This window comes from Lysobacter sp. TY2-98, from assembly GCF_003367355.1.
GTDB lineage: Bacteria > Pseudomonadota > Gammaproteobacteria > Xanthomonadales > Xanthomonadaceae > Cognatilysobacter.
The window spans coordinates 869,220-895,704 of sequence record NZ_CP031413.1 but is presented as its reverse complement, the minus strand read 5'-3'; the positions used below and the strand labels follow the sequence as shown (position 1 = coordinate 895,704).

Genomic DNA, 26,485 nt, shown 5'->3' with positions numbered 1-26,485 from the left:
TCAGTCCGCCAGACCGCGCAGGAGGTCGTTGATCGAGGTCTTGCCGCGCGTCTTCTCGTCGACCTGCTTGACGATCACCGCGCAGTACAGCGAGTGCGAGCCGTCGGCCGCAGGCAGCTGGCCAGAGACCACGACGCTGCCCGGCGGCACGTAGCCGTAGCTGATCTCGCCGGTTGCGCGGTTGTAGATGCGAGTGCTCTGCCCGAGGAACACGCCCATGCCGATCACCGAATGGTGGCCGACGATGACGCCTTCCACGACTTCCGAGCGCGCGCCGATGAAGCAGTGGTCTTCGATGATGGTGGGCGTCGCCTGCAGCGGTTCCAGCACGCCGCCGATCCCCGCGCCGCCGGAGAGGTGGCAGTGCTTGCCGATCTGCGCGCACGAACCCACCGTTGCCCACGTGTCGACCATCGTGCCTTCGCCGACATATGCGCCGATGTTGACGAAACTCGGCATCAGCACGACATCCTTCGCGATGTGGCAGCCACGACGCGCGATCGCGCCCGGCACCACGCGCACGCCGGCCTTGCGGAACTGCGCTTCGTCGAAGCCCTGGAAGCGAGCCGGCACCTTGTCCCAGAACGGCGCGGGATCGGCTTCGATCACTTCCATGTCCTGCGTGCGGAAGTACAGCAGCACCGCCTTCTTCAGCCATTCGTTGACCGCCCAACCGCCCTTTCCATCCGGCTCGGCCACGCGGTATTCGCCGCTTTCGATGCGATCCATCACGAGATTGACGGTCGGGCGCGTCGAGCCGTCGATCTCGTCGAGCGTCAGCATCGTGCGGCGCTCCCATGCGCTGTCGATGAGGAACTTCAGCTCGTCGCGACCCGGGCCTTTCGGTGCCGCCTTGCGGCGTGAGGTCTTCTTGGCGGCGGTCTTCTTGGCCGGCGGGCTCATGGGCAATCTCCGTCGAGGCAGGCGAGCAGCGCATCGCGCAGCGCGTGCTGGTGAGGTTCATCGAGTGGAGCGTCGACGTTCGAAGCGTCGGCGCGGGTGATCTGGAACACGTCTTCCGCACGCTCGCCGAACGTGGCGACGCGCGCGTCGTGCACGCGCAGGCCCTGCTCGCGCAGCACGAGCGCCACGTCGGCGAGCAGGCCGGGACGGTCGGTGCAGACGAGGCTGAGCATGGTGCGCGGCGGTGCGTCGATGCGATCGAAACCGACCTGCGGCGCGATGCGGAAATGCTTGAGGTGGCGCGGCTGCGCGCGGCGTGCGGGCCGCAGCGAATCGAGCGCCCCGGCGAGCACGTGCTCAAGGCGTCGCGCGACGTCTTCCGGCGTCGGCTGCAGGCGCGCGTCCGCGGGCACGACCTCGAAGCTGTCGAACACGCGGCCTTCCGGGCCGTCGAGCACGCGCGCCTGTGCAATCGCGAGGCCGAGACGGTCGAGCGTGATCACGATCGCGGCGAACAGGCCGTCGCGGTCGGGCGAATGCACGAAGACTTCGAGCACCCCGGAATCGCCGAGCGGGCGCACCGCGACGGCGGTCGTGCGATCGCCCAGTGCGAGCAGCGTGCGCGCCTGCCATGCGAGCTGGTCCGGACGTGCACGCTGGAATCCCACCGCCGGCATGCGCGACAACGTCGATCGGATGATGGCGTCGCCGCTGCCGTCGGCGCGGAGCAGCGCCGCAGCCGCCGACCGCGTCTCGTCGGCGCGCTCATCCGCCGCGAGGGGATTTTCGAGTCCGCGACGCAGCGCGAGGCGTGTCGACGTGTAGAGATCCGCGAGAAGGCGGTCCTTCCACGCGTTCCACAGTTTGGGCGACGTGCCCGCGATGTCGGCACAGGTCAACAGATAGAGCAGTTCGAGACGCTCGCGATCACCGACCTTCTGCGCAAAGCGGTGGATGACTTCGGGATCCGCAATGTCCTGCTTCTGCGCGGTGACCGACATCAACAGGTGCTGTGCAACCAGCCATTCGATGGTCGCTACGTCGCCCGCGGGCAGTTCCATCGCCTCACCGAACGCGCGCGCATCAACGGCACCGAGCTCCGAGTGATCGCCGCCGCGTCCCTTCGCGATGTCGTGGAACAACGCGGCGAGCAGCAGCAGCTCGGGCTTGCGCAGGCGCGGATGCACTTCGTGCGCGAGCGAGAAACGCTCGTCGTCCCCGCGGACGAACGCAGCGATGTTCGCGAGCACTGCGAGCGTGTGCTGATCGACGGTGTAGACGTGGAACAGGTCGAACTGCATGCGACCCGACACGTTCGCGAACGCGGGAATCCACCGTCCCAACACGCCGAGGCGGGCCATGCGCGTCAGCGTGCGGACGGGCTGCGGGGCACGCAGCAACGCCATGAATGCGGCGCGCGCCGTCTGCGACGCGCGGTCGTAGCTGGGTACCTCGTCGAGGAACTCGGCGAGTGCGCGCGCTGTCTGCGAATGCAGCCCGCGGATGCCCTCCTCGCCCTCGGGCCGCGACGCCCATGCCGCGAACAGCGCGAATACGTCGTCGATGGTGCGTGGCCACGACGGCGACGTCGCGGCGAGATAGCCGCGTCGCAGCTCAAAGGAATCGTCGAGCTGCTCGGCAGCGCCCTCGCCCTCCAGCTGTTCCTCGAACCGCTGCAGCAAGCGTTCGCCGATGCGCTGCACGAGGCCCGCGCTTCGATAGAACGTCTGCATCATCTGCTCGACCGCCAGTGCACCCGGCGCGTCGACGAAACCCAGGCGGGCAGCGAGCGTCTTCTGATGGTCGAAGCGAAGACGCTCTTCACGACGACCCGCGACCAGATGCAGCCCGAATCGCAGCCGCGCGAGGACGTCGTGCTGGCGTTCGAGCGTTGCGTGTTCGTCGGCACCGAGCTGGCCCAGCGTCGTCAGCGACGCGAAATCACCCGTGTGCAGCAACCGCAACGCCATCCAGCGCAGCGTCTGAAGGTCGCGCAAGCCGCCGGGGCCTTCCTTGAGATTGGGTTCGAGGTTGTCGGCGGTATCGCCGTAGCGCGCATGACGCTCACGCAGCTCGCGACGCTTGGCGTCGAAGAAGGCGGACGGTGGCCACACCTGCGCCGGATCGACTGCCGCCTGCAGGCGCGCGATCACGTCGTCGCCCGCGGCGAGCACGCGCGCCTCGAGCATGGAAGTCACGATCGTGATGTCGTCCGCCGCCGCAGCGGCGCACTGCGCGCTCGAACGCACGGCGTGCCCGACCGGAAGCCCGGCGTCCCACAACAACGCGACGAAGCGCGCAATGGACGCGGCGTACGCGTTCTGCGCAGCCGCATCGAGCAGCACGAGCAGGTCGATGTCCGACTGCGGGTACAACTCGCCGCGACCGTACCCACCGACGGCGAGCAGCGCCGGCGTCGAGGTGCCGTCGCCCGATTCGACACCGACCGCGCGATGCCAGGCCGATCGGACGATCGCGTCTACGCCTGCCGCGCGGCGCGCGATCAGTGGTCGGACGTCGACAGTCGCGCCACCGGCATCGAACGCGGCCTCGAGTGAAGCCGCCAACGTGGACAGCTGCATGCGCGCCGCCGCGATCCACGCGGCGTCGGGCGCCTCATCGGTGACGGGCCACGCGGCATCGAGGGCCGCGGCGTCGCTCATAGGTCGTTGTCGTCGCCCGGCAGGCGCGTGAGGATCTCGACGCCGTCGTCCGTGACCGCGACGGTGTGCTCCCACTGCGCCGAAAGCTTGCGGTCCTTGGTGACCACGGTCCAACCGTCGGGCAGCACCTTCGTGTGGCGCGTGCCTTCGTTGATCATCGGCTCGATGGTGAACACCATCCCTGGCTTCAGCACGAGGCCCTGGCCCGGCTGGCCGTAGTGCAGCACCTGCGGATCCTCGTGGTAGACGCGACCGATGCCATGGCCGCAGTACTCGCGCACCACCGAGAAGCGCTCGGATTCGGCGTAGGTCTGGATCGCGTGGCCGATGTCGCCCAGCGTGGCGCCCGGCTTGACCGTGCGGATGCCGCGGAACATCGCTTCGCGGGTGACGTCGACCAGCCGCTTGGCCATCACCGACGGCGTGCCGACGTAGTACATGCGGCTGGTATCGCCGTGGAAGCCGTCCTTGATGACGGTCACGTCGATATTGATGATGTCGCCGTCCTTCAGCACCTTGCCCACGCTCGGAATGCCGTGGCAGATGACGTTGTTGACGGACGTGCAGACGGTCTTGGGGAAACCCTTGTAGCCGACGTTGGCCGGGATGGCTCCCTGCACCTTCACGATGTGGTCGTGGCAGATGCGGTCCAGCTCCTCGGTCGTCACCCCCGGTTTGACGTGCGGCGCAACGACCTGCAGCACTTCGGCCGCCAGGCGGCCGGCGACGCGCATCTTCTCGATGTCTTCGGGGGTTTTGAGGGTGATCGGCATCCGCGCATTATGCCGCGCCGTGCCCGGTGAACGCGGTGGTCGCACGGGACGTTGCGATGCGGCGGAATGCATCGAGCGCACAGGACGTGACGGCGGTGGCTGATCGTGCGGCCCTCGCGCTTGGATCGTCAGCCCCCGGAGCGGGCCCGCCGGTTGCTCCAAGTCCGCGTCCCGGCTACACTTTTCCGGCTTCGCAACCCATCGCGAGCCGCCCACGCCGGGCGCAGGGCCTCCGCCGACGCGGAATCCCGGGCGAATACACACCTGTCGCCACTGTCGATGCCGGGGTGCCCTTCGGGGTTCGGACATCGGACGCGTCAGGGAGGCCCAACCCCGGAATCCTTGCCCGCTCGTGCGGGCGGCCGTCATTTCATCGGCCGGATTCCACCGCCTTGGAGTTATCGCAATGCCCCAGATCACCATGCGCCAGATGCTGGAAGCCGGCGTCCACTTCGGCCACCAGACCCGTTACTGGAACCCGAAGATGGGTCCGTACATCTTCGGTGCCCGCGGCAAGATCCACATCATCAACCTCGAGAAGACCGTTCCGCTCTTCAACGATGCGATGAACTTCCTCTCGGGCGTCGCGCAGAAGCGTGGCGTCATCCTGTTCCTCGGCACCAAGCGCTCGGCGCGCGAGGCGATCAAGGAAGCGGCCGAGCTGTGCGGCATGCCGTACATGAACCAGCGTTGGCTGGGCGGCACGCTGACCAACTTCCGCACGGTCAAGCAGTCGGTGCAGCGCCTGAAGGACCTCGAGGCCGCTGAAACCGACGGCACCTTCCAGAAGCTCGTCAAGCACGAAGTCCTGCAGATGCGCCGTGAGCGCGAGAAGCTGGAAGCGTCGCTGGGCGGCATCAAGGACATGAACCGCCTGCCCGACGCGATCTTCGTGATCGACATCGGCCATGAAGACATCGCGATCAAGGAAGCCAAGAAGCTCGGCATCCCGGTCATCGCCGTCGTCGACACCAACTACGACCCGGAGCTCGTCGACTACGCGATCCCGGGCAACGATGACGCGATTCGCGCCGTGCATCTGTACACGCGCGCTGCTGCCGAAGCCGTGCTCGAGGGCAAGGCTGCCGCGCCGCAGGCCGCTTCGGTCCGTGAGGAAGAGTTCGCCGAAGCCGGTGCCGAAGGTGGCGAGAAGGACGACCGCAAGGGTCCGCGCCGCGCTCCGGCCAAGAAGGGTGCACCGCGCAAGGCCGACGCTCCGGCCGCCGAGTAATCCGCATCACCGGAAGGCGCCGCACGCTGGCGCCTTCCGTCTTCCGCTGGCCACGCACGACGGCCAGCCTGCCGCGATCCGCACCGGATTTCGCGGCGCCTACCCCCATTTCGAATCCCAGAGGCTACGCCCATGGCAGAGATCACTGCTTCCCTGGTCAAGGAACTGCGCGAGCGCACCGGCGCCGGCATGATGGAGTGCAAGAAGGCACTCACCGAGAACAACGGCGACGTCGAGGCGGCCGCTGACTGGCTGCGCAAGACCGGCCTGGCCAAGGCCGACAAGAAGGCCAGCCGCATCGCCGCGGAAGGCAAGATCGTCGCGGCCCAGAGCGGCAAGACGGCGCTGCTGGTCGAGATCAATTCCGAGACCGACTTCGTCGCGAAGGACGCGAACTTCCTCGGCTTCGTCGACGCCGTCGGCCAGGCCGCGCTCGGCGCGAACGATGTCGACGCGCTCAAGGCCGTCAAGCTGCCGTCCGGCGAGACGGTCGAAGAAGCGCGCGCCGCCGTCATCGCCAAGGTCGGCGAGAACGTGCAGGTCCGCCGCATGGCCCGCATCGACAGCGACAACACGCTCGCCGCGTACGTCCACGGTGGCCGCATCGGCGTGATCGTCGAGATCAAGGGCGGCAACATCGAACTCGCGCGTGGCCTGGCCATGCACATCGCCGCGATGAACCCGCCGTACATCTCGCCGGCGCACGTCCCGGCCGACTTCGTCGCGCGTGAGAAGGAAATCGCCCTCGCCCAGGTCAAGGACACCGGCAAGCCGCAGGAGATCCTCGAGAAGATGATCGCCGGCAAGATCGCCAAGACCGTCAACGAGATCTGCCTCACCGGCCAGGCCTACGTGCTCGACACCAACCAGACGGTCGAGCAGGCGCTCAAGGCCGCGGGCGCCGAAGTCGTCAACTTCGTCCGCCTCGCCGTCGGCGAAGGCATCGAGAAGCAGACCGACGATTTCGCGGCCGAAGTGATGAAGCAGGCGGGTCTGGCGTAAGCCGGCGCGTCAATGCGGATAGAAGCGGGTCCGGCGCAACACCGCCGGAACGCCGCACAAAAAACCCCGGCCTCTCAGCCGGGGTTTTTTTTGGACGAACTTCGGGCTCCGACTTGGATCGGAGGCCGACGCGCGGTCAGAAGTCCACGCGCGCACTGAACAGAACGGAGCGCGGACTCTGGAAGTTCACCGCATTGAGGAAGTTCTGATCGTACGTGTTGGCCGCAGCGGAGCCCGATGCGCTGAACTCGTTGTACTCCGTCACCTTCTGGTTGTTGAACAGGTTGAACACCGTCATGTTGAGCGTGAGGTGCTTACCCGCCCACTGCGGCACGTAGCTCACCGACGCATCGAAGTTCCACGTCGATGGCGTGCGACCCGCGGAACCCCGACTGCGAAGTTCGGTCGTGCCGTCGGGCAGCTTGCAGTAGAAGCTTGAGCCGGAATACAGCGCGAGCTTGCTGTCGTCGATGTTGCCGAACTGGGGCACGAACCCGAAGCAATTCACCGGCCGCCCCGACTGCACCAGCAGATTGCCGCCGACGCTCCACTCGCTGGTCAGATCGTAGTTGCCGAACAGCTTGAGTGTGTGGCGACGATCGTTCGGCAGGTCGCCGTACGCGCCGTCCTCGAAGTGCTCATTGTCGAAGTCCTGCGTGGCGCCGGCATCCGCCTGCTCCAACGAGGAATTCACGTAGCCCTCGACGTTGCCGTAGCTCTTCGACCACGTGTACGAACCCTGCAGCCACCAGCGATCACCACGCCCTTCCGCCGACAGTTCGATCGCACGGTATTCGCGCTTGTACTTCGGCAGCCCGAAGTAACGCGCAGGAATGGTGACATCGACCAGGTTACCGTCGCCGTTGATGTCCATCGCGACCTGCGCGTCCTTGCCCGGATTGAGCAGGAAGCACGACGCCACCGAATCGATGTCGAAGTTCGTATAGCCGTTGTCGTCGGCGAAGTCCTTGTAGGCCTTGAGCGAACACCAGTCGTCCATGCCGTTCTTGACCGAGCGGTAGACGCCCTTGATGCCGGCAGTCCAGATCGAGTTCAGGCGCTGCTGGTACCCCAGGATGAATTCGTCCTGGAACATCGGCTTCAGGTTGCCCGCGGCGAGTGTGCGCGGATCGGGAACCGAACCGTCACTGGTCACGTTCTTCGGTCCGATCTGGGCGCCCAGCCCGGTCGGCAGGCCGGTTGCGGGATCGAAGCCGGACGTGTTGAAGAACTCCTCGGTGAAGAGCTCCGCGCCCGAACCGCGAATGTTCGTATTGGATGACACGGGGATGTAATAGCGTCCCGCCGAGCCAAACAATTTGGCCGTGCTGTCACCGTTGACGTTCCAACTGAAGCCCAGACGCGGCGCGATGTTGTTGTTCGCCTTGACGAACGTGTTGCCCTGCGCGTTCTTGTTGTCGAACGTCTCGTTGCGCAGGCCGCCGTAAATGAGCCAGTTGTCCGTGATCTGCCAGCTGTCCTCCAGGTAGTACGCGGTGTTTTCAACGCTGTACGAGCCAGACGACGTCTGGCTGATCCAGCGACGCGCGTAGTGCGTGCCGAACGGCAACGTCACGCCATTCACCCGGCGTCCCGCTGCCTGATAGACGTAGTAGTGACGCCAATAGGCGCCGCCCGTGTAGGTCGTGCCGGCGTGGCCGGACTCGAACTTCTCGCCGTCGTAGCCGAAGCGCAGCGTGTGCGGTCCGAAGACCCACTCGACGTCAGCGCGGCGGCTGTTGCGGATGTCCTTTTCCTTGCCGAAAGTCGGGTCGATGATGGTCGCCTGCGACGGGTTCCAGCAGCCGGTGTAATTGGTGACCGCCGAGTTCGCCTGACTGTCGAACGCACGCACACAATCCGCGCCTTCCAGATTCAGTGGGTTGCGATTCGAGTTCGAATAGGTCAGACGACCCGCTTCAAGCGACAGCGTCAGGTTGTCCGTGAGGTAGCCGGTGTACTTGCCGATGTAGATGCGCCCACCGGTTTCGATGTCGTACTCCGCATCGAGGTCATCGTGCGTGCGACCGAACTCACCGCCGTTGGCATACGAATAGTCGCGATGGCTAACGATCTCACGATTGTCGATCGCGGTGACTTCGACGCGATGATCGTCCGTGATGTTCCAGTCCAGCTTGACCATGCCCTGAGGCGAGGTGTTGGACGTGTGGTAGCTGTGCTCGCGGCGGTATTGGTCCGTCGTGTTGTCCTGCCCGCTGACGAGGCCGAAGAAGAACAGGCGGTCACGGACGATCGGACCCGACGCGTAGGCGTTGTAGGTCAGCTCGTCGCTGCGGTCCTGGGACTCGTACACGTAGAGCGCCGGATCCGTCGCGCTCGGGTTGCGCCAGGCGACGTCCTTCTTGGAACTCGAAAGCGACGACGGACTCCAGTAGACGCTGCCGCCATACTTGAAGTCGTTGGTGCCGCGCTTGGTGACGATGTTCACCACGCCGCCCAGCGAACGACCGTACTCGGCGCCGTAACCGCCCGTTTTCGTCTGCTGTTCCGCCAGTGCTTCGAAGGGCAGCGTGGCGTACGACAGGAACGTACGAATGTTGGTTACGTCGAAACCATTGATGTAGTAGCCGTTCTCGGCAACGGAAGCACCTCCGAATGATGCAAGGTTGCCGAAACCGGTATCGCCCTTGACGGTACCCGGCGCGAGCAGCGCGACATTGGTGACGTCGCGCTGGACCGGAAGCGCCTGGATCTCCTTCGCCGTCAGCGTCGTGGTCGACTCGGTCGACGAGACGTCAATGGCATTGATTCGATCGCCGACGACGCGAACGGTGTCGAGCTGACCGGCGCCGCCGGCTTCAAGATTCACTTCCGAGCCCGTGCCGACGCGCACGGCGACGGTCTTTGCGACGCCGTTCGCCGTGACGGTATACGTGCCCGGGGCGAGTTGGCTGGCCTGGAACCGCCCTTCGGAGTCGGCGACCAGCTCACGGCTGGTACCGGTGTCCTTGTTCTCGATCACCACATGCGTGCCGGCCGAGGTCTTTCCGAAAAGCGAACCTACCGAGCTCTGGGCAAACGCACTGCCTGACACCATGCCCACGCCGAGTGCCACACACAGGACACTTCGACGCAGGCCAAATCGGGACCGCTGCATGAATTCTCTCTCCTGGGGATAAGCGCCGCTCGGCGCCGCGTGCATGTATGCCGGAGGTCATGCATGGCCGGGAGTTTTCTAAACACAAATTAAACGTCCAGTTGCCGATATGCGGCTCGTGTCACGTTTATCGGCCACTTGGACCTTGTGACGGCGCGCCCAAATGTTGCGACGCGCCATGGCGTCGCCTGTCCGGCCCCGATCCCGGCGACCGTTTAGAATTGCGCGCCTCCCCTCCGAATGGCCCCCATGACCGATCTCGCCTACCGCCGCGTCCTCCTGAAACTTTCCGGCGAGGCGCTGATGGGCAGCGAGGATTACGGCATCGATCCCAAGGTCATCACCCGCCTGGCCCATGAGGTCATCGAGGCGCAGCAGGCGGGGGCAGAGGTCGCGCTGGTCATCGGCGGCGGGAACATCTTCCGCGGCGCCGGCCTGGCGGCTTCGGGCATGGACCGGGTGACCGGCGACCACATGGGCATGCTGGCCACGATCATCAACGCGCTGGCGATGCAGGACGCGCTCGAGAAGCTCGGTGCGCGCTGCCGGGTCATGAGCGCGCTCAAGATCAACCAGGTCTGCGAGGACTACATCCGCCGCCGCGCGGTCCGTCACCTGGAAAAGGGCCGTCTAGTGATCTGCGCCGCCGGCACCGGCAATCCCTTCTTCACCACCGATTCGGGCGCTGCCCTGCGCGCGATCGAGATCGGTGCGGATCTACTGCTCAAGGCGACCAAGGTCGACGGCATCTACGACCGCGACCCCAAGAAGCATCCCGACGCCACGCGTTTCGACACGCTGACCTACGACGACGTGCTCGCCCGCGATATCCAGGTGATGGACACCGCCGCGTTCGCGCTCTGCCGCGATGCTTCGTTGCCGATCCGCGTCTTCGACATGGAGCAACCGGGCCAGCTGCTGCGCATCCTCCGGGGCGAGTCCATCGGCACCCTGGTTCGCGCGGCCTGATCGATGGGCGTTGCGCACGCCCATCACGGGCATAGCCGTTCGCATGGGCATTCGCGCGACCACGTGCATGCCCACGCCACCCGCGCGTTCGCGATCGCGACGCTGCTCAATCTCGCCTACACCGCCATCGAAGCCTGGTACGGCTTTTCGACGAACTCGCTGGCGCTGCTGTCGGACGCCCTGCACAACCTCGGCGACGTCGCCGGCCTTGCGCTCGCCTGGGGTGCGGCCGCGCTGGCGCGGCGGGCGCCGACGTCCCGCCATACCTATGGTTGGCGCCGCGCGACGCTGCTTTCGCCGCTCGCGAACGCCCTGCTGCTGGTCGGTTTCGCCGGTGCGCTGATCGGGGAATCGATCCAGCGCTTCAGCGCGCCGCCGCAGATCCCGGCCTTGCCGGTCATGGTTGTCGCCGCCATCGGTATCGCCGTGAACCTCGGCGCCGCCATGCTCATGCATCGCGGCCAGGAACACGACCTCAACCGTCGTGCCGCCTTCCTGCATCTCATGGCCGATGCCGCAGTCTCCGTCGCTGCCGTACTCGCCGGCCTGGGCATGGCGACACTGGGCTGGGAATGGCTGGACCCGGCGACGGCTGTCCTCGTCAGCCTTGTCGTCGGCGTCAGTGCCTTCGGGCTACTGCGTGAGAGCTTCAACGCCGCGATGGATGCGGTGCCACGCGGCATCGACCATTCCGAGGTGGAGACCTACCTGGTCGGTCTCGAAGGGGTGGCAGCCGTGCATCACGTGCACATCTGGTCGCTGGGCGCAGGCGAAATCGCGATGACGGCGCACCTTGTGCGGCCGCTGTTGGACGACCACGACGCCTTCCTGGACCGGGTAACGCACGACCTCGACCACCGCTTCGGCATCAACCATCCGACGCTGCAGGTCGAGCACGGCCCGGGCTGCGAGCACGATCTGCATGATCGTGCACCGCACCACTGAAGCGAAGCAGCCGTCACCGCGCCCTGCCCTATAATCCGCGGCCGACCGACGACCCTGACACGGAGCCTGCGATGCTCAACGAGATCAAGAACGACGCCAAAGCGCGCATGGCCAAGAGCGTCGACGCGTTCCGGCACGACCTCGTCAAGGTGCGCACCGGTCGCGCCAGCACCGCGATCGTCGATCACATCAAGGTCAACTACTACGGCTCGGACGTGCCGCTGTCGCAGGTCGCCAGCGTCGCCGTCAGCGATGCGCGTTCGCTCACGATCACGCCGTGGGAAAAGCCGATGGTGGGTGCGGTCGAGAAGGCGATCCTCGCCTCCGACCTCGGCCTGACGCCGAACACCGCCGGTATGGTGATCCGCCTCAACCTGCCGCCGCTCACCGAGGAGCGTCGCAAGGAGCTCGCCAAGGTCGTGCATTCCGGTGGCGAGGACTGCAAGGTCGCCATCCGCAACATCCGTCGCGACGCCAATCACCAGGTGAAGGAACTCCTCAAGGAGAAGAAGATCACCGAGGACGACGCGACTCGCGGCGAAGCCGACATCCAGAAGCTCACCGACGAGGCGATCAAGAACGTCGACGAGGTCGTCAAGACGAAGGAACAGGAGCTGATGGCGGTCTGACCGCCCGGCACCGCAGCGGGCCATCGCCAGTCCGCGCCTTCTTCAGACGACCGACGTGACTTCTTCCGCCTCCGCAGGCAGCTCGCGCGTTCCGCGCCACCTCGCGATCATCATGGACGGCAATGGCCGCTGGGCGCAGAAGCGCCGGCGTCCCCGCCTGATCGGCCATCGTGCGGGCGCGCGCGCCGTCAATGTGTGCATCGATTTGTGCCTCGAGCGCGGCATCGAAGTGCTGACCCTGTTCGCGTTTTCGAGCGAGAACTGGGACCGCCCGCAGGACGAGGTCGGCGGGCTGATGAAGCTGTTCACCGGCGCGCTCGAACGCGAGGTCGAGGAACTCGATCGCCGCGGCGTGCGCGTGCGCTTCATCGGCGATCGCTCGCGTCTTTCCGATTCGATCCGTTCGCGCATGGCGCAGGCGGAAGCGCGTACGTCGGCGAATCGCGCGTTGAACCTGGTGATCGCCGTCAGTTACGGCGGCCGCTCGGACATCGCGAACGCCGCCCGCTCGCTGGCCGAGGATGTTGCGGCCGGTCGGCTCGAGCCGTCGGCGATCGACGAAAAACTGCTGGGCGAGCGCGTCGCGCTGTCCGACCTGCCCGCGCCCGACCTCTTCATCCGCACCGGCGGTGAGTTGCGAATCAGCAACTTCCTGCTCTGGCAGCTGGCCTACACCGAACTGTGGTTCACCGATTTGTTGTGGCCCGACGTCGATGCGGCGACACTTCAGGTTGCGCTGGACGACTACGCGCGCCGTGAACGCCGATTCGGCCTGACCGGGGCACAGGTCGGCGGCAATCCCGAGACGTCTGAATGACCCGTACCCGTGTTGCCGCTGCCCTGGTGATGACGCCCGTCGCGATCGCGGCGATCCTGCTGCTCGATACGCCCTGGATGATGGTGGCTGCCGCGGCGGTCTTCCTTGCAGGCCTGTGGGAGTGGCTCGACCTCGCCGAAGTCGAGGATTCGCTGCAGAAGTGGGTGCTCCTGATCGCCAACCTCGGCCTGATGGTCGCGATCGTCTGGTCTTCGCATTCGCGCGAAGGCGGCACGCTGGTGCTGTACAAGCTCGCATCGATCATCGGCGTCATCTGGTGGCTGCTGGCGCTGCTCTGGCTGCAGCGCTTCGAGTTCGGCAGCAACCACGAAACCTGGGCGCGTGCGCTCAAGCTGGCCGCGGGCACGCTCGCGGTGGTCCCCGCATGGTGCGCGCTGACGTGGCTGCATGCAGATGGGGCGAACGGTGACCGCTGGCTCCTGACATCGCTCGCGACGGTATGGGCCGCCGACACCGGTGCCTATTTCGCAGGTCGCTACCTCGGCCGTCACAAGCTCGCCCCGCGCGTGAGCCCGAACAAGACGATCGAAGGCCTCGCCGGCGGTGTCGTCGTCGGCACGATCGTCGCGATCCTGTTCTCACTGATGGCCGGTGCGGCCGCGCATGACCTGTGGAAGGTCGCGCTCGTCGGCGCCGCGTCGGTACTCGTTTCGGTCATCGGCGATCTGTTCGAGAGCCTGCTCAAGCGCCACGCGGGCAAGAAGGATTCCGGCACGCTGATTCCCGGCCACGGTGGCGTGCTCGATCGCATCGATGCCGTGCTCGCCGCGCTTCCTGTTTTCGCGCTCGGCAAGGCGCTGTTGGGCCTGTGATGCGCCGCGTGGCCGTTCTCGGCGCGACAGGCTCGATCGGTGCATCGGCGCTCGACGTCATCGCGCGTCATCCGCATCAGCTGGGCGCGAACGTGCTCGCGGCGGGTCGCAATGTCGATGCCCTGGTCGCGCTTTGCCACACGCATCGACCGGACCATGCCGTCATCGCCGAGCCCGCGCTGTTCGGCGAGCTGCGCGCAAAACTCGCGGATGCCGGGGTGCCGACACAGGCGCATGCCGGCATGCAGGCGATCGACGAACTTGCCGCGGGCGACGCCTGCGACACCGTCGTCGCTGCGATCGTCGGTGCGGCGGGGCTCGATTCAACGCTCGCCGCCGTACGCGCAGGCAAGCGCGTCGCTCTCGCCAATAAGGAATCGCTCGTTCTCGCCGGCGAACTGGTCATGCGCGCCGCGCGCGAATCGGGCGCGGACATCGTGCCGGTCGACAGCGAACACAACGCGATCTTCCAGTGCCTGCCGGCACTCGACGGCCGCGCCACGCGCGATACCCGCGGGCTGCGCCGTCTCGTGCTCACCGCGTCGGGCGGCCCGTTCCGCGGTCGCACGCGCGACTCATTGCGGGACGTGACGCCCGAACAGGCGATCGCCCATCCACGCTGGTCGATGGGCCCGAAGATTTCGGTCGATTCCGCGACGCTGATGAACAAGGGCCTCGAGGTGATCGAGGCGCACCACCTGTTCGGCGTCGCACCCGAGCACATCGATGTGCTCGTGCATCCGCAGAGCCTGGTGCACTCGCTGGTCGAGTTCGTCGACGGCTCGACACTCGCGCAGCTCGGCCTCCCCGACATGCGCACCGCGCTCGCAGTGGGCCTGGGCTGGCCGGAGCGATTGGAGTCGGGTGTCGCCGGCCTCGACCTGCTCGCGCAGGGCGGACGGCTCGACTTCGAAACCCCCGACTTCGACGCCTTCCCCTGCCTCGCGCTCGCATTCCGCGCACTCCGCGCGGGCGGCGCAGCGCCGGCCGTCCTGAATGCGGCCAACGAGACCGCGGTCGAAGCCTTCCTCGCGCGACGGATCGGCTTCCTCGACATCGCCGCGCTGGTCGCCTCGACACTCGATGCGCATGGAGGCGGCGCCGTCGCCGACCTCGACGGCCTCCGCGAGGCGGACCGCCTGGCCCGCGCGCACGTGACCCGGCGCCTGGAGCACGCCCGATGAGGACGCGACCACTCCCGTTCATCGAACGCAGGCCCCTCTGGGCCACCATTCCGCGTGGACTGAACCAACCGCCGGTTCGGCGGTCTGCTACCGCAGCCGCGACCGGTCGTCGCGGGAGAATGCTTTGAACGAGCTGCTCGGATCCATCTGGTGGCTGATCGTCAGCCTCGGCATCCTCGTGACCTTCCACGAGTTCGGGCACTACTGGGTCGCGCGGCGCTGCGGCGTACGCGTGCTGCGCTTCTCGGTCGGGTTCGGACGCCCGTTGTGGTCGCGCACTGGCGCGGACGGCACCGAATACTGCGTCGCCGCGATTCCACTCGGTGGCTACGTGAAGATGCTCGACGAACGCGAAGGCGAGGTCGCGCCGTCGGACCTGCACCTCGCGTTCAACCGCAAGCCGGTGCTGCAGCGCATGGCCGTGGTGATCGCCGGCCCGGTCGCGAATCTCGTGCTCTGCGTGCTGATGTTGTGGGGCATGTTCGTGATCGGACGCCCCGACTTCGTGCCGATGATCGGACGCGCCGAAGGTCTCGCCGCGAGCGCGGGCCTGCATGCCGGCGACACCGTGCTGGCGATTGGGGACCGCCCCACCCCGACGTGGTCCGAGGCCGAATTCGCGCTCATCCCCGCCGCGCTCGATCGTCACGATGTCGACGTGCGCGTTCGGACGGGCGATGGCGACGAGGCGACGCGTCGCCTGCGTCTGTCCGAACTGCCCGCGAGCATCGATGAACTGCGCGCGGTCGAGGCGATCGGCATTGCGCCGCGCCATCAGCTGGTGCCGGCGCGGGTCGGCAAGATCCTGCCCGGCTATCCGGCCACAGGAGTCCTCCAGGACGGCGACCTCATCACCGCCATCGATGGCCAGCCCGTGCACGGCGCGGACGACGTCGCGCCCCTGGTGGACGCCGTGGGCCGTGGCGGCGAAACCGCGATGATCGAAGTGCAGCGCGGCGGCGAGCGCCTCGCGTGGCCGATGCGCCCCGTCCTGCGCACCGAGGAAGGCAAGACGCGCTGGATGCTCGGCATGGGGTTCGCGCAGCCTAGCGACCCCGTGCCCGACGCCGTCCTGCGCTACGGCCCGCTCCAGGCCGTGCCCGCCGCGATAGGCGAAACCGCGCACCAGGCGCACGAACTGGTTGCGATGCTGGGGCGCGCGCTGTTGGGTCGGGTCGACGTCCGCAACACCGTGGCGGGCCCGATCACCATCGCGCGCGCAGCCAACGCCTACGCCTCCCACGGCCCCGCGTGGTACCTGTCGATGCTCGCCATGCTCTCGCTGAGCCTGGCCATTCTGAACTTGCTCCCCATCCCGATATTGGATGGCGGTCACCTGCTGTATTACCTTATCGAGCTGATCAAAGGCCGCCCGGTCAGCGATCGCGCCATGGCGGCCGGGCAATTCGTCGGCCTGGCGATCATCGTGGGCCTCATGGGCCTGGCGTTCTACAACGACATCGTGAACAACCTGGTGCGCTGACGGCGGCTTCGGCCGACCTCTCCACCGCGCCGGCCGATTGCCTGCGGCGTTTCCCTGGATTCGATCCAACCGGACTGATGATGACGCGACCCCTGCCCCGCCGCCTGCTCGCCCTTGCCCTCGCGTCCGCGATGGTCGCGGCTCCGGTCACCTCCGCCTTCGCCGACACGTTCGCGCCCTTCACCGTCAGCGATATCCGCGTCGACGGCCTGCAGCGCATCTCCGCCGGCACGGTGTTCACCTACATGCCGATCGAGCGCGGCGATACCGTGGACGGCACGAAAGTCGCCGACGCGATCCGTGCGCTCTACAAGACCGGCTTCTTCGAGGACGTGCGCGTCGTGCGCCAGGGCGACATCCTGGTCATCGAGGTCACCGAACGTCCGTCGATCAACAAGCTCACGCTGACTGGCAACAAGGACATCAAGACCGAGGACCTGACCAAGGGCCTCACGGAGATCGGCCTCGCGGAGGGCGGCACCTTCGACCGCCTCGCGCTCGACCGGGTGACGCAGGAACTGACGCGCCAGTACAACAACCGCGGCAAGTACAACGTCGAGATCAACCCGATGGTGTCGCGCCTGGACCGCAACCGCGTCGACGTCACCATCGCGATCAAGGAAGGCGCCGCCGCGCGCATCCGCCACATCAACCTGGTCGGCAACGAGAAGTTCAGCGAAGAAGACCTGCGTGACACCTGGGAGTCGCGCGAGACGAACTGGAAGAGCTGGTACAAGCGCGATGACCAGTACTCGCGCGAGAAGCTGTCCGGCGACCTCGAGAAGCTCAACTCGTTCTACCTCGACCGCGGCTATGTCGACTTCAGCGTCGACAGCACGCAGGTGGAGATCAGCCCGAACCGCCGCGACATGTTCATCACCGCCGGCCTGACGGAAGGTGATCAGTACAAGGTCTCCAAGGTCGAGATCACCGGTGACACGGTGCTGCCGAAGGAGCAGATCGAAAAGCGCGTCTACGTGAAGGAAGGCCAGATCTTCTCGCGTCGCCTGCTCGAGCTTTCGTCGGACGCCGTCAGCGCCACCCTGTCGAACGTGGGTTACGCGTTCGCGCAGGTCAACGCGGTGCCGGACATCGACAAGGAGAAGAAGACCGTCGGCCTGAACCTGCAGGTCGTGCCGGGCCCGCGCGTCAACGTCCGTCGCATCATCTTCAAGGGCAATACGCGCACGTCGGACGAGGTGCTGCGTCGCGAGATGCGCCAGTTCGAAGGTTCGTGGTACTCGCAGGCCGCGCTCGACCGTTCGAAGATCCGTCTGCAGGGCCTGGGTTTCTTCGAAACCGTCGATGTCGATACGCAGCCGGTGCCGGGTACTCCCGATCAGGTGGACGTCGTCGTTTCGGTGAAGGAAACGACGTCGGGCAGCTTCGTGTTCGGCCTCGGTTATTCGCAGCTCAGCGGCCTGACCACGCAGATCCAGCTGTCGCAGAACAACTTCCTCGGCACCGGCAACCGCGTGTCGGTGCAGGCGAACCGCAACTCGTACCTGCAGCGCTACGACTTCTCGTTCGTCAATCCGTACTTCACCGACAGCGGCGTTTCGCTCGGCTACAACCTGTGGTGGCGCGAGTTCGACAACTCGAACTTCAACACCGCGCAGTACACCTCGACGAGCGGCGCTGCGCAGGCGGTCCTCGGCATTCCGATCAGCGAAACCGACACGATCACGGCCCTGTTCGGCGTGGACTCGAACGAGATCTTCGCGTACCCGGGCAGCGCGCCGCAGTCGCTGGTCGACTACATCGACGCCGTCGGCAATCGCACATTCCACACGCTGCGCGGGCAGATCGGCTGGTCGCGCAACACGCTCGACAACTTCCTGACGCCGAACACCGGCCTGATGCAGCGCTTCAGCGCTGAAATCGCGCTGCCGGGGTCGACGGCCGAGTACTACAAGCTCAACTACGACATCTCGAAGTTCTGGCGTCTCAATCGCCATCTCGTGCTCAACACGCGCGCGGAACTCGGCTACGGCGACAGCTACGGCAGCGATCACGTGCGTAACGTGTGCTTCAACGCCCCTGTTCCCGTCTACGATTCGACCGGCAAGCTGGTGCGTTACGACCCGGGTGCGGCTCCGACCGAGCCGTGCCTCACGACGTCTCCGGATTTCCAGAAGACCCTCACCGCGACCGGCCTGCCGTTCTTCGAGAACTTCTACGCGGGTGGCGTGCGCTCCGTACGTGGCTTCTCCGACAACACCCTCGGCCCGCGCGACAAGCCCCTTGGCTCGAACTTCTCGCAGCCGATCGGTGGCGCGGTGAAGACGGTCGGCTCGGTGGAAATGTTCTTCCCGACGCTGATCAACAGCCCGCAGGCGCGTGTTTCGGCCTTCGTGGACGTCGGCAACGTGTTCGCCAGCCGCGGGGACTTCGATGCGGGCGAGCTGCGTGCGGCGGGCGGTATCTCGCTGCTGTGGCGTTCGCCGATGGGTCCGATCTCGATCAGCTACGCCATCCCGTTCCGCAAGAAGGACGGCGACGAGATCGAGCATCTGCAGTTCACCTTCGGCGGCGTGTTCTGATCCGCGCATGAGCCCGGGCCCCGACGCGCATCGCCCGCAGTACACCGCCGGCGAGCTCGCGGACCGGTTCGGGCTCGAGGTGCGTGGCGACGCCGCCACCACCGTCACGGGCGTCGCGACCATCGCGGACGCGGCGCCCGACCGGCTCACTTTCCTGTCGAATTCGAAGTACCGCGCGGCACTCGCAGCGACCCGCGCGGGCATCGTCGTACTCGCCGCGGGCGATGCCGAGGCTGCGCCCGGCACGGCGCTGGTCGCACGTGATCCGTATTCGGCCTACGCGCGCATCGCCGCGCTGTTCGAAACGCTGCCGTCCGCGCCCCCTGGCATCCACCCGTCCGCCGTCGTGGACGCGAGCGCGTCCATCGATCCGACCGCGAGCATCGGCCCGCACGTCAGCATCGGGGCGCGTAGCGTCGTGCATGCGGGCGCGACGATCGGACCGGGCTGCGTGATCGGCGACGACTGCATCGTCGGCGAGGGCACGCGACTGGTCGCCCGCGTCACGCTCGTCACCCGTGCCCGCCTCGGCGCGCGCGTACTGGTGCATCCCGGTGCGGTACTCGGGGCGGATGGTTTCGGCATCGCGATGGAAAAGGGTACGTGGCTCAAGGTGCCGCAGCTGGGCGGCGTGGTCGTCGGCGACGACTGCGAGATCGGCGCGAACACCACCATCGATCGCGGCGCGATCGACGACACAGTCCTCGAGGAGGACGTGCGCCTCGACAACCAGATCCAGATCGGCCACAACGTGCGCGTCGGCGCGCACACGGCGATGGCCGGCTGCGTGGCGGTCGCCGGCAGCACGCGCATCGGCCGCTACTGCCTGATCGGTGGCGGCGCGGGCATCGTCGGCCACATCGAACTCTGCGACAGGGTGGTGGTGACCGCGATGAGCCTCGTCACCCATTCGATCCGCGAACCCGGCGAGTACTCGTCCGGCACGCCGCTGATGGACAACCGCGCCTGGCGCCGGGCCGCCGCCCGCTTCCGCCAACTCGACCGCCTGTTCCGCAGCCGCCGGGACTGAATTCGCGCCCCGCCGTATCATGGGCGGCTTCGGCGCCGGCCCGTCCGGCCGCTCCGCAGGATCACGAATGAACCAGACCGTGCAGCTCCCCGTCGACGTCCGCGGTATCGAAGCCCTTCTGCCGCACCGCTATCCGTTCCTGCTGGTGGATCGCGTCGTCGCGTTCGAGCCCCGCAAGCGTATCCTCGCGTACAAGAACGTCACCGCGAACGAGCCGTGCTTCACCGGCCATTTCCCGGGCAACCCGGTCATGCCCGGCGTGCTGATCATCGAGGCGCTGGCGCAGGCCGGCGGCCTGCTGACGACGCTCACCGCGAAGTCGGAAGGTGCGGGTCCGCAGGACGAGAAGCTGTTCTATCTGGTCAAGGTGGACGGCGCGAAGTTCATGAAGCAGGTGGTGCCGGGTGACCGCATCGAACTCGACGTCGAACTCAAGCGCGTGATCCGCAACATGGCGATGTACGCCGGCGTCGCGCGCGTGGACGGCGAAGTCGTCGCCTGCGCCGAGATCCTCTGCGCCGAGGCGCAGCGCTGACGATGGGCGCGCGCGTCCATCCGAGCGCGGTCGTCGAGGCCGGTGCGCGCCTGGGCGACGGCGTCGTCGTCGGCGCGCTCTGCTACATCGGCGACGATGTCCAAGTCGGCGACGGCACGGAGTTCGGGCCGCACTGCAGCGTCATGGGCCCGACGCGCATCGGTCGCAACAACCGCTTCATCGGCCATTGCGCCGTCGGCGGCGAGCCACAGGACAAGAAATTCGGCGGCGAGCGTGTCGAATTGGTGATCGGCGACGACAACACCTTCCGCGAGTTCGTCACGCTCAACCGCGGCACCGGCAACGGCGGCGGCGTCACCCGCATCGGCGATCGCAACTGGCTGCTGGCCTACGTGCACGTCGCGCACGACTGCACGATCGGCAACGACTGCGTGTTCTCGAACAACGCGACGCTGGCGGGCCACGTCACCGTGGGCGACCACGTCATCCTCAGCGGCTTCGCCGGCGTCCACCAGTTCTGCCGCATCGGCGCGCACGCATTCGTCGGCATGGGCGCGTTCGTCAATGGCGATGTGCCGCCGTTCGTGATGGTCGCGCAGGAAGACTACGGCCGTCCGCGCGGCATCAATGCCGAAGGCCTGAAGCGCCGCGGTTTCGACGCCGGCCGCATCTCTGCGATCAAGCGCGCCTACCGCGCGCTCTATGTCGCCGGCGGCTCGCTCGACGACGCGCGCACCAAGCTCGCCGAGATCGCGGGCGACAGCGAGGACGTGCGGATGCTGCTCGACTTCGTCAACAGCGGCGACCGCCCGCTGCTGCGCTGATCCAACACAGACTCGCGACGCTTCACGTCCGCCGATTCCATGTCGACGCCTCCGCGCCCGCATCGCATCGCCATCGTCGCTGGCGAAGCCTCGGGCGATCTGCTCGGCGCCGGCCTGATCGACGCGCTGCGCGCGCGCTGGCCGGACGCCGAATTCGCCGGCGTCGGCGGCGACCGCATGCGCGAGGCCGGCTTCGATGCATGGCACGACGCCGGCGAGCTGGCGGTCATGGGGCTGGCCGAAGTTCTGCGTCACCTGCCGCGTCTGCTGCGCCTGCGCCGTGCGCTTCGGAATCGGGTGCTGGCGTGGAAGCCGGACGTGTTCATCGGTATCGACGCGCCGGACTTCAATCTCGGCGTGGAGCGCTGGCTGAAGCAGCGCGGCGTCGCCACCGTGCACTACGTCAGCCCGTCGGTCTGGGCTTGGCGCGAAGGTCGCGCGGCGAAGATCGGCCAGTCCGCCGATCGCGTGCTCTGCCTGTTTCCGATGGAGCCCGCGATCTACGCGAAGCATGGCGTCGATGCGCGCTTCGTCGGCCATCCGCTGGCGGACGAGATGCCGCTGGTGCCGGACCGCACGGCGGCGCGCGCAGAACTTGGGCTTCCGGACGACGCGCCGGTGCTCGCATTGCTCCCAGGCTCACGCACCGGTGAAATTGAGCGTCTCGGGGCGGATTTCCTCGATGCCGCCGCGCGCGTTCACGACGTGTTGCCGGCGCTGCGCGTGGTTGCCCCGATGGCGGACGCTCGCGCCCGTGCAACCTTCGAACGCGTGCTCGCGCAGTCGCCAGCGCGCGAGCGACTGGGCGCTGCGCTGTCGATCATCGACGGCAACGCCCGCACGCTGATGATCGCGAGCGACGTCGTGCTTCTCGCGTCGGGCACCGCCACGCTTGAAGGCCTGCTCGCGAAACGCCCGATGGTGGTCGCCTACAAGGTCGCGGCGATGACGTACCGGATGGTGAAGGGCCTCGGGATGCTCAAGGTCGATCGTTACGCGCTGCCCAACATCCTCGCCGGTGCCGACGTCGTGCCGGAGCTGATGCAGCAGGACTGCACGCCGGAGAAGCTCGCGGCCGCCGTACTGCACTGGCTGCGCAGCCCCCAGGCCATCGCCGAGCTCGTGCCGCGGTTCACCAACCTGCACGAAGAACTGCGACGCGATGCCTCGGCGCGCGCCGCGGATGCCGTGGCCGAGGTCGTATCCTCGCGGCATGGCTGAGTCGCCACTGCAACCCGAGCTCGAGATCGCCGTCGACCGCGGCCCGCAACGCATCGCGGGCGTCGACGAGGCCGGTCGTGGGCCGCTGGCGGGACCGGTGGTCGTGGCGGCGGTGGTGTTCACGCCGGGACGCACGCCCATCAACGGGCTCAACGATTCCAAGCAGCTCGACGCCGAACGTCGCGACGTGCTGGCCGTGCGCATCCGTGAACGCGCCATCGCCTGGCACATTGCGGTGATCGACGTCGCGACGATCGATCGCCTCAACATCTTCCACGCCACCATGCTCGGCATGCGCGAATGCGTCGAGGCCGTGCATCACGCCACGGACATCGCGCGCATCGACGGCAACGTCGTGCCCAAGGGCTTGCCGTGTGCGGGCGAAGCGTGGATCGGCGGCGACACGCGCTGCCGGTCGATCATGGCGGCGTCGATCCTCGCCAAGACGCATCGCGACGCGTTGATGGTGCAACTGCATGCGCGCTGGCCGCAGTACGGCTTCGATCAGCACAAGGGCTATTCGACGCCGCAGCACCTCGCCGCGCTCGCGCTGCACGGCCCCTGCCCCGAACACCGACGAAGCTTCGCGCCCGTGCGTTCGAGTTTGGGTGCCTGCAACGAAGCGCCGGTGCCGGCGTTGCTCTGAACGTTCCGGTCTGCAGCCGACACGATGCGCGGTGACTCGCGCGTCGTCGCACCGCAGCGCACGATGGATCCCTCGGATCATCCCGATCGCGCCGCCCCAACGCGATCGGTCGGACGAACCTACTCGCTGCGCTTCGGCGGACCGACGACGGGGACGTTGAGCGGCGACGTCACCGCGTCGCGCGGCGGCACGCGCGCGGACGACGCGGCTTTCGCATCGCCCGGCGGTGAAGCCGGACGGTTCTGCGGGGTTTGCGGGGTGGACGGTTGGTTGCTCATGGGATCTCCTGAATGCGCCCGTGCGGGCAAGGTTGTCGGCGCGTCGGAGCGGACGCGCGCGCTCGTCGATGCCCGATCACGCACGCAGCGCGCAATCGGCGTCGAAGAGTCGTGTCGGTGGCGGCGCACCGTGCGCGCCGTCATCGGGATCAACCGGCGGGCGTGATCTCGACGTCGATCGCGACGACGCCGCCCTCGCCCACCGGCACCTGCAGGAACGGCCCCTTGGGCGGTTTCGGAGGGCCGACGATGGGCATAGTCCACCCGTAGTGGTAATGCACGATGACGGCGACATGGCCGCCGTGCGGCAGTGGAATGTCGATGCGTTGCTCGTCGGTGCGGCGTTCGGCCCGGGTGTCAGACATGGAGTGACCTCGACGCAGATGCCCGTAGCGGGCGGGACCGTCAGCGCGCGGCCACAAGGCCGGCGCGCTGGAAAAGTCGATTGGTGGTGAGGCGCGATTCCGCGATGCCCGCCTGGCGCGCGATGGCGAGACGCTGGCGCGCGCCTTCGACGTCACCGAGCCGCAGCAGCGTCTCCGCGTTGTAGTAGGCGACGTTCTCGTCCTTCCCGTCCCTCGCTTCGGAGGCGCGGACGAAGGCAAGCGCACGCTCGCGTTCGCCGATGTTGGCGCGATACCACCCGAGCGCCGCGAGGTCCGTCGCCTCGCCGCCATTGAAGTCGACGTAGTGCTGGGCGAGCTCCGCCGCGCGACGGAAGGCTTCGGGCGCCAGGCCCGCGGTGCTCTCCCGCGCGAGCAGCGCGTCGCCGAGGTTGCCGAAGTTGATGTAGGTGTCGGGACTGAGGGCCGTCGCGCGCCGGTACAGCGCCACCGCCGCGGCGTAGTCGCCGTGCTGGTACTTCACCGTGCCGAGGTTGGCGAGGACGCGATCGTCGGGTTCGAGCGTCGCCGCGCGTTCGAGCGCCGGCTCGGCGGCGTCCGTGCGGCCGGCCGTCAGCAGCAGGCCGCCGTAGAGACTCCAGTAGTCGCCGTTGTCGGGGGCCATGCGCGTCGCCTGCGCCATCGAGGCGATCGCGTCGTCGCGGCGATTGGCGAGGTACTGCTGGTAGCCGAGCTCGGCGTAGACGTGGGCATCGGAAGGGTTCGCCTGCTGCGCCTCGCGGAAATGCGCGAGTGCGTCGTCGACGCGACCTCCGGCGACGTCGAGCTTGGCCAGGCCCACGAGTGCCTGCGCGCGAAGGCCCGGGTAGTCGACGACGCCGCGGTAGTAGCGACCGGCCTTCTGGTCGTCGCCTTGCACGCGATAGAGATCCCCCATCGCGAGCTGCACTTCGCCGATCGTCGGGTCCATGTTCTCGGCCGTGCGGCAGGCGAGCTGCGCGGATTCGAAGGCATCGGGATTGCGCTGGCTCTCGAAGCGCCAGGTTTCGGTGCGGCAGATGCCCGCCTGCGCACGCGCGAAGCCGGGATCCTTGGCCAGCGCCTGGCGGAAGTAGTCGAGCGCGCGCTGGTTGCCCCGGTCGCCGGACAGCAGTTCGTGCAGGCCGCGCAGGTAGGCGTCGAACGCGGCGACGTTGCGCGTGGGCGCAAGACGCCGACGCAGGCCTTCGCCCGCATCGGGCAACGCGCCCACCAGCGCCGCGGCGACATCGGCCGCGATCGCGCTCTGCATCGCAAAGATCTCGCCGACGGGCCGGTCGTAGTGGCGGCTCCAGAGTGTGCCGCCCGACGAGGTCTCGACCAACCGCGCATCGATCTGCACGCGATCGCGGCCGCGTCGCACCGCGGCGTCGAGCACGCTGGCGACGCCGAGCCGGCGGCCGAGCGAGCGCGCGTCGTTGCCGGCATCCGCCCGCCACGGGGCGACCTGCAGGCCGTGGACGCCGGCGAGCGCGTTCTGCATCTCCGCGCCCAGGCCTTCCGCGAAGTAGCGATCGGCCGGATCGGGGCCGAGCGAGCGGAACGGCAGCACCGCCACGGACGGCGCGATCGCATGCGGCAGCGGCGTCACGCGCTGGCGGTAGAGGCCGATCGCCGTCGCCACGAGGACGACCGCCGCCAGCGTCATCGCGACGATCCACGCGGCCCGCGGGTAGCCGCGCGTCTGCGGCTCGCGCGGTAGGGACGACGGCTGCGCGGCAGGTTCGGCCGTCGACACGCGCGCATCGCCTTCCGCCGACGGCGGCTGCACGGTTGGCGCATCGTTCACCACGAGGTCCGGCCGCAGCTCGCCGATGAAGCTGTAACCGAGCGCATGCCGGGTCTGGATGTAGCGCGGGTGCTGGGCGTCGTCGTCCAGCGCATGCCGCAGCTGCGCGATGACACGGGTGAGCACGCCCGGCGTGACGTGGCGATGTCCCCAGACTGCGTCCAGCAGGTCGTCGCGCGGCACCAGCTCGCCCGGCCGCTCCAGAAGCAGCGCGAGCACGGCGAACGCCTTGGGCTCGAGGGTGCGCACTTCGCCGGCACGCACCAGGGTGCGCGCGTTCAGATCGACCACGACGTCGTCGAAGCAGTAGCGGCTTGCGACGACGGGGGCGTTGGGGGGCACGCCATCCGCCGTCATCGGTCTAGCTCCTGAATCCCTCGCAAACCTTCGAGATGAATCGGAGAAGCATCACTTTCGCATCATGACTCAGCGCGCGCCTTGGGGGACTCTGCACACGCACCGCTCGTCAGGTGCGAATGGAGAACCAGCATGAACGTCCTGTCCGCCCTCTCTCATGCGTTTCACGTGTCCGCGCCGTCGGCCGACCCGGACGCCATCGCGCGCCGCCTGCAGTGTGCCGAAGCGCTCGACGCCGCCCGCCGTGGCGCGCTCGTGCCGTCGGACGATCCCGAGGCCGCCGCGTTCGAAGCACAGTGCCGCCGGGTGCGCGAGTCCCACTACACCGACTCCCCCGCCGATGTCTTCCATATCTGCTGAACGACCGT

Annotated in this window: 22 protein-coding genes and 1 pseudogene; 16 read left to right on the top strand and 7 right to left on the bottom strand. The window is 67.5% G+C overall.

Annotation, left to right across the window (positions count from 1 at the left end):
• From dapD to map, 3 genes are read right to left on the bottom strand one after another with little or no spacing between them, the layout of a single operon-like run.
• Window positions 1-903, bottom strand: a complete 903-nt coding sequence (gene dapD, locus DWG18_RS04310; protein WP_115645733.1) for a 2,3,4,5-tetrahydropyridine-2,6-dicarboxylate N-succinyltransferase — start codon at window positions 901-903, stop codon at window positions 1-3.
• The gene (glnD, locus tag DWG18_RS04305) at window positions 900-3,566 is read right to left on the bottom strand and encodes a [protein-PII] uridylyltransferase (protein WP_240318598.1); all 2,667 of its coding nucleotides are present in this window, start codon (window positions 3,564-3,566) and stop codon (window positions 900-902) included. Before glnD ends, dapD begins: the two co-directional genes overlap by 4 nt.
• Window positions 3,563-4,339: a type I methionyl aminopeptidase gene (gene map, locus DWG18_RS04300; protein WP_115645731.1), complete on the bottom strand. Its 777-nt coding sequence runs from the start codon at window positions 4,337-4,339 to the stop codon at window positions 3,563-3,565. Before map ends, glnD begins: the two co-directional genes overlap by 4 nt.
• 406 nt (window positions 4,340-4,745) lie before the next feature.
• On the opposite strand from map, the gene rpsB reads away from it, so the two are divergent.
• Both rpsB and tsf read left to right on the top strand, forming a co-directional pair.
• Complete coding sequence (rpsB, locus tag DWG18_RS04295) at window positions 4,746-5,570, top strand: 30S ribosomal protein S2 (RefSeq protein WP_115645729.1); 825 nt, start codon at window positions 4,746-4,748, stop codon at window positions 5,568-5,570.
• Between the two features lie 132 nt (window positions 5,571-5,702).
• The gene (gene tsf / locus DWG18_RS04290) at window positions 5,703-6,572 is read left to right on the top strand and encodes a translation elongation factor Ts (protein WP_115645727.1); all 870 of its coding nucleotides are present in this window, start codon (window positions 5,703-5,705) and stop codon (window positions 6,570-6,572) included.
• 136 nt (window positions 6,573-6,708) lie between these two features.
• Here tsf and DWG18_RS04285 read toward each other — a convergent pair whose 3' ends face one another.
• Complete coding sequence (locus DWG18_RS04285; protein WP_115645725.1) at window positions 6,709-9,690, bottom strand: TonB-dependent receptor; 2,982 nt, start codon at window positions 9,688-9,690, stop codon at window positions 6,709-6,711.
• A 249-nt stretch (window positions 9,691-9,939) separates the two neighbouring features.
• On the opposite strand from DWG18_RS04285, the gene pyrH reads away from it, so the two are divergent.
• The 13 genes and pseudogenes from pyrH (at window position 9,940) to DWG18_RS04220 (ending at window position 23,310) form a co-directional block, all read left to right on the top strand.
• A complete protein-coding gene (gene pyrH, locus DWG18_RS04280) occupies window positions 9,940-10,659 on the top strand; it encodes a UMP kinase (protein ID WP_115645723.1) in 720 nt (239 codons plus the stop codon).
• Between the two features lie 3 nt (window positions 10,660-10,662).
• A complete protein-coding gene (locus tag DWG18_RS04275; protein WP_115645721.1) occupies window positions 10,663-11,604 on the top strand; it encodes a cation diffusion facilitator family transporter in 942 nt (313 codons plus the stop codon).
• 71 nt (window positions 11,605-11,675) lie between these two features.
• Window positions 11,676-12,233: a ribosome recycling factor gene (frr, locus tag DWG18_RS04270; RefSeq protein WP_115645719.1), complete on the top strand. Its 558-nt coding sequence runs from the start codon at window positions 11,676-11,678 to the stop codon at window positions 12,231-12,233.
• 55 nt (window positions 12,234-12,288) lie between these two features.
• Window positions 12,289-13,050, top strand: coding sequence for a polyprenyl diphosphate synthase (gene uppS / locus DWG18_RS04265; protein ID WP_115645717.1), 762 nt, complete (start codon window positions 12,289-12,291; stop codon window positions 13,048-13,050).
• Window positions 13,047-13,883, top strand: a complete 837-nt coding sequence (locus DWG18_RS04260) for a phosphatidate cytidylyltransferase (RefSeq protein ID WP_115645715.1) — start codon at window positions 13,047-13,049, stop codon at window positions 13,881-13,883. Before uppS ends, DWG18_RS04260 begins: the two co-directional genes overlap by 4 nt.
• Window positions 13,883-15,067, top strand: coding sequence for a 1-deoxy-D-xylulose-5-phosphate reductoisomerase (locus DWG18_RS04255; RefSeq protein ID WP_115645713.1), 1,185 nt, complete (start codon window positions 13,883-13,885; stop codon window positions 15,065-15,067). The genes DWG18_RS04260 and DWG18_RS04255 overlap by 1 nt, the downstream gene beginning before the upstream one ends.
• A gap of 124 nt (window positions 15,068-15,191) precedes the next feature.
• Complete coding sequence (rseP, locus tag DWG18_RS04250) at window positions 15,192-16,550, top strand: RIP metalloprotease RseP (protein ID WP_115645711.1); 1,359 nt, start codon at window positions 15,192-15,194, stop codon at window positions 16,548-16,550.
• 80 nt (window positions 16,551-16,630) lie between these two features.
• On the top strand, window positions 16,631-19,093 hold the full coding sequence (bamA, locus tag DWG18_RS04245) for an outer membrane protein assembly factor BamA (protein WP_115648027.1): 2,463 nt from the start codon (window positions 16,631-16,633) through the stop codon (window positions 19,091-19,093).
• Between the two features lie 7 nt (window positions 19,094-19,100).
• On the top strand, window positions 19,101-20,123 hold the full coding sequence (gene lpxD / locus DWG18_RS04240; protein WP_115645709.1) for a UDP-3-O-(3-hydroxymyristoyl)glucosamine N-acyltransferase: 1,023 nt from the start codon (window positions 19,101-19,103) through the stop codon (window positions 20,121-20,123).
• A gap of 67 nt (window positions 20,124-20,190) precedes the next feature.
• The gene (gene fabZ, locus DWG18_RS04235) at window positions 20,191-20,658 is read left to right on the top strand and encodes a 3-hydroxyacyl-ACP dehydratase FabZ (RefSeq protein WP_115645707.1); all 468 of its coding nucleotides are present in this window, start codon (window positions 20,191-20,193) and stop codon (window positions 20,656-20,658) included.
• 2 nt (window positions 20,659-20,660) lie between these two features.
• Window positions 20,661-21,443: an acyl-ACP--UDP-N-acetylglucosamine O-acyltransferase gene (gene lpxA, locus DWG18_RS04230; protein ID WP_115645705.1), complete on the top strand. Its 783-nt coding sequence runs from the start codon at window positions 20,661-20,663 to the stop codon at window positions 21,441-21,443.
• 34 nt (window positions 21,444-21,477) lie between these two features.
• Window positions 21,478-22,664: pseudogene (gene lpxB / locus DWG18_RS04225) on the top strand (lipid-A-disaccharide synthase).
• Window positions 22,657-23,310, top strand: a complete 654-nt coding sequence (locus DWG18_RS04220; RefSeq protein WP_240318597.1) for a ribonuclease HII — start codon at window positions 22,657-22,659, stop codon at window positions 23,308-23,310. The pseudogene lpxB and the gene DWG18_RS04220 overlap by 8 nt, the downstream one beginning before the upstream one ends.
• Before the next feature lie 119 nt (window positions 23,311-23,429).
• Here the strand turns inward: DWG18_RS04220 and DWG18_RS15215 are convergent, their stop codons facing one another.
• The 3 genes from DWG18_RS15215 to DWG18_RS04205 all read right to left on the bottom strand — a co-directional run bounded on the left by DWG18_RS15215 (window position 23,430) and on the right by DWG18_RS04205 (window position 26,117).
• Window positions 23,430-23,588, bottom strand: a complete 159-nt coding sequence (locus DWG18_RS15215) for a hypothetical protein (RefSeq protein ID WP_162823696.1) — start codon at window positions 23,586-23,588, stop codon at window positions 23,430-23,432.
• A gap of 149 nt (window positions 23,589-23,737) precedes the next feature.
• Window positions 23,738-23,953, bottom strand: coding sequence for a hypothetical protein (locus DWG18_RS04210; RefSeq protein WP_115645697.1), 216 nt, complete (start codon window positions 23,951-23,953; stop codon window positions 23,738-23,740).
• Window positions 23,954-23,993: 40 nt separating this feature from the next.
• A complete protein-coding gene (locus DWG18_RS04205) occupies window positions 23,994-26,117 on the bottom strand; it encodes a tetratricopeptide repeat protein (RefSeq protein ID WP_115645695.1) in 2,124 nt (707 codons plus the stop codon).
• 132 nt (window positions 26,118-26,249) lie between these two features.
• Here DWG18_RS04205 and DWG18_RS04200 point away from each other — a divergent pair, with 132 nt between their 5' ends.
• Window positions 26,250-26,477 (top strand): hypothetical protein, encoded by a 228-nt coding sequence (locus DWG18_RS04200; RefSeq protein ID WP_162823694.1) that lies wholly within the window; start codon window positions 26,250-26,252, stop codon window positions 26,475-26,477.
• Window positions 26,478-26,485: the final 8 nt, after the last annotated feature.

Excerpts from the sequence above, each read along its gene's own strand:
- dapD (WP_115645733.1), bottom strand. The coding sequence starts at position 903 with ATGAGCCCGCCGGCCAAGAAGACCGCCGCCAAGAAGACCTCACGCCGC.
- glnD (WP_240318598.1), bottom strand. The coding sequence starts at position 3,566 with ATGAGCGACGCCGCGGCCCTCGATGCCGCGTGGCCCGTCACCGATGAG.
- map (WP_115645731.1), bottom strand. The coding sequence starts at position 4,339 with ATGCCGATCACCCTCAAAACCCCCGAAGACATCGAGAAGATGCGCGTC.
- rpsB (WP_115645729.1), top strand. The coding sequence starts at position 4,746 with ATGCCCCAGATCACCATGCGCCAGATGCTGGAAGCCGGCGTCCACTTC.
- tsf (WP_115645727.1), top strand. The coding sequence starts at position 5,703 with ATGGCAGAGATCACTGCTTCCCTGGTCAAGGAACTGCGCGAGCGCACC.
- DWG18_RS04285 (WP_115645725.1), bottom strand. The coding sequence starts at position 9,690 with ATGCAGCGGTCCCGATTTGGCCTGCGTCGAAGTGTCCTGTGTGTGGCA.
- pyrH (WP_115645723.1), top strand. The coding sequence starts at position 9,940 with ATGACCGATCTCGCCTACCGCCGCGTCCTCCTGAAACTTTCCGGCGAG.
- DWG18_RS04275 (WP_115645721.1), top strand. The coding sequence starts at position 10,663 with ATGGGCGTTGCGCACGCCCATCACGGGCATAGCCGTTCGCATGGGCAT.
- frr (WP_115645719.1), top strand. The coding sequence starts at position 11,676 with ATGCTCAACGAGATCAAGAACGACGCCAAAGCGCGCATGGCCAAGAGC.
- DWG18_RS04260 (WP_115645715.1), top strand. The coding sequence starts at position 13,047 with ATGACCCGTACCCGTGTTGCCGCTGCCCTGGTGATGACGCCCGTCGCG.
- DWG18_RS04255 (WP_115645713.1), top strand. The coding sequence starts at position 13,883 with ATGCGCCGCGTGGCCGTTCTCGGCGCGACAGGCTCGATCGGTGCATCG.
- bamA (WP_115648027.1), top strand. The coding sequence starts at position 16,631 with ATGACGCGACCCCTGCCCCGCCGCCTGCTCGCCCTTGCCCTCGCGTCC.
- lpxD (WP_115645709.1), top strand. The coding sequence starts at position 19,101 with ATGAGCCCGGGCCCCGACGCGCATCGCCCGCAGTACACCGCCGGCGAG.
- fabZ (WP_115645707.1), top strand. The coding sequence starts at position 20,191 with ATGAACCAGACCGTGCAGCTCCCCGTCGACGTCCGCGGTATCGAAGCC.
- lpxA (WP_115645705.1), top strand. The coding sequence starts at position 20,661 with ATGGGCGCGCGCGTCCATCCGAGCGCGGTCGTCGAGGCCGGTGCGCGC.
- DWG18_RS04220 (WP_240318597.1), top strand. The coding sequence starts at position 22,657 with ATGGCTGAGTCGCCACTGCAACCCGAGCTCGAGATCGCCGTCGACCGC.
- DWG18_RS15215 (WP_162823696.1), bottom strand. The coding sequence starts at position 23,588 with ATGAGCAACCAACCGTCCACCCCGCAAACCCCGCAGAACCGTCCGGCT.
- DWG18_RS04210 (WP_115645697.1), bottom strand. The coding sequence starts at position 23,953 with ATGTCTGACACCCGGGCCGAACGCCGCACCGACGAGCAACGCATCGAC.
- DWG18_RS04205 (WP_115645695.1), bottom strand. The coding sequence starts at position 26,117 with ATGACGGCGGATGGCGTGCCCCCCAACGCCCCCGTCGTCGCAAGCCGC.
- DWG18_RS04200 (WP_162823694.1), top strand. The coding sequence starts at position 26,250 with ATGAACGTCCTGTCCGCCCTCTCTCATGCGTTTCACGTGTCCGCGCCG.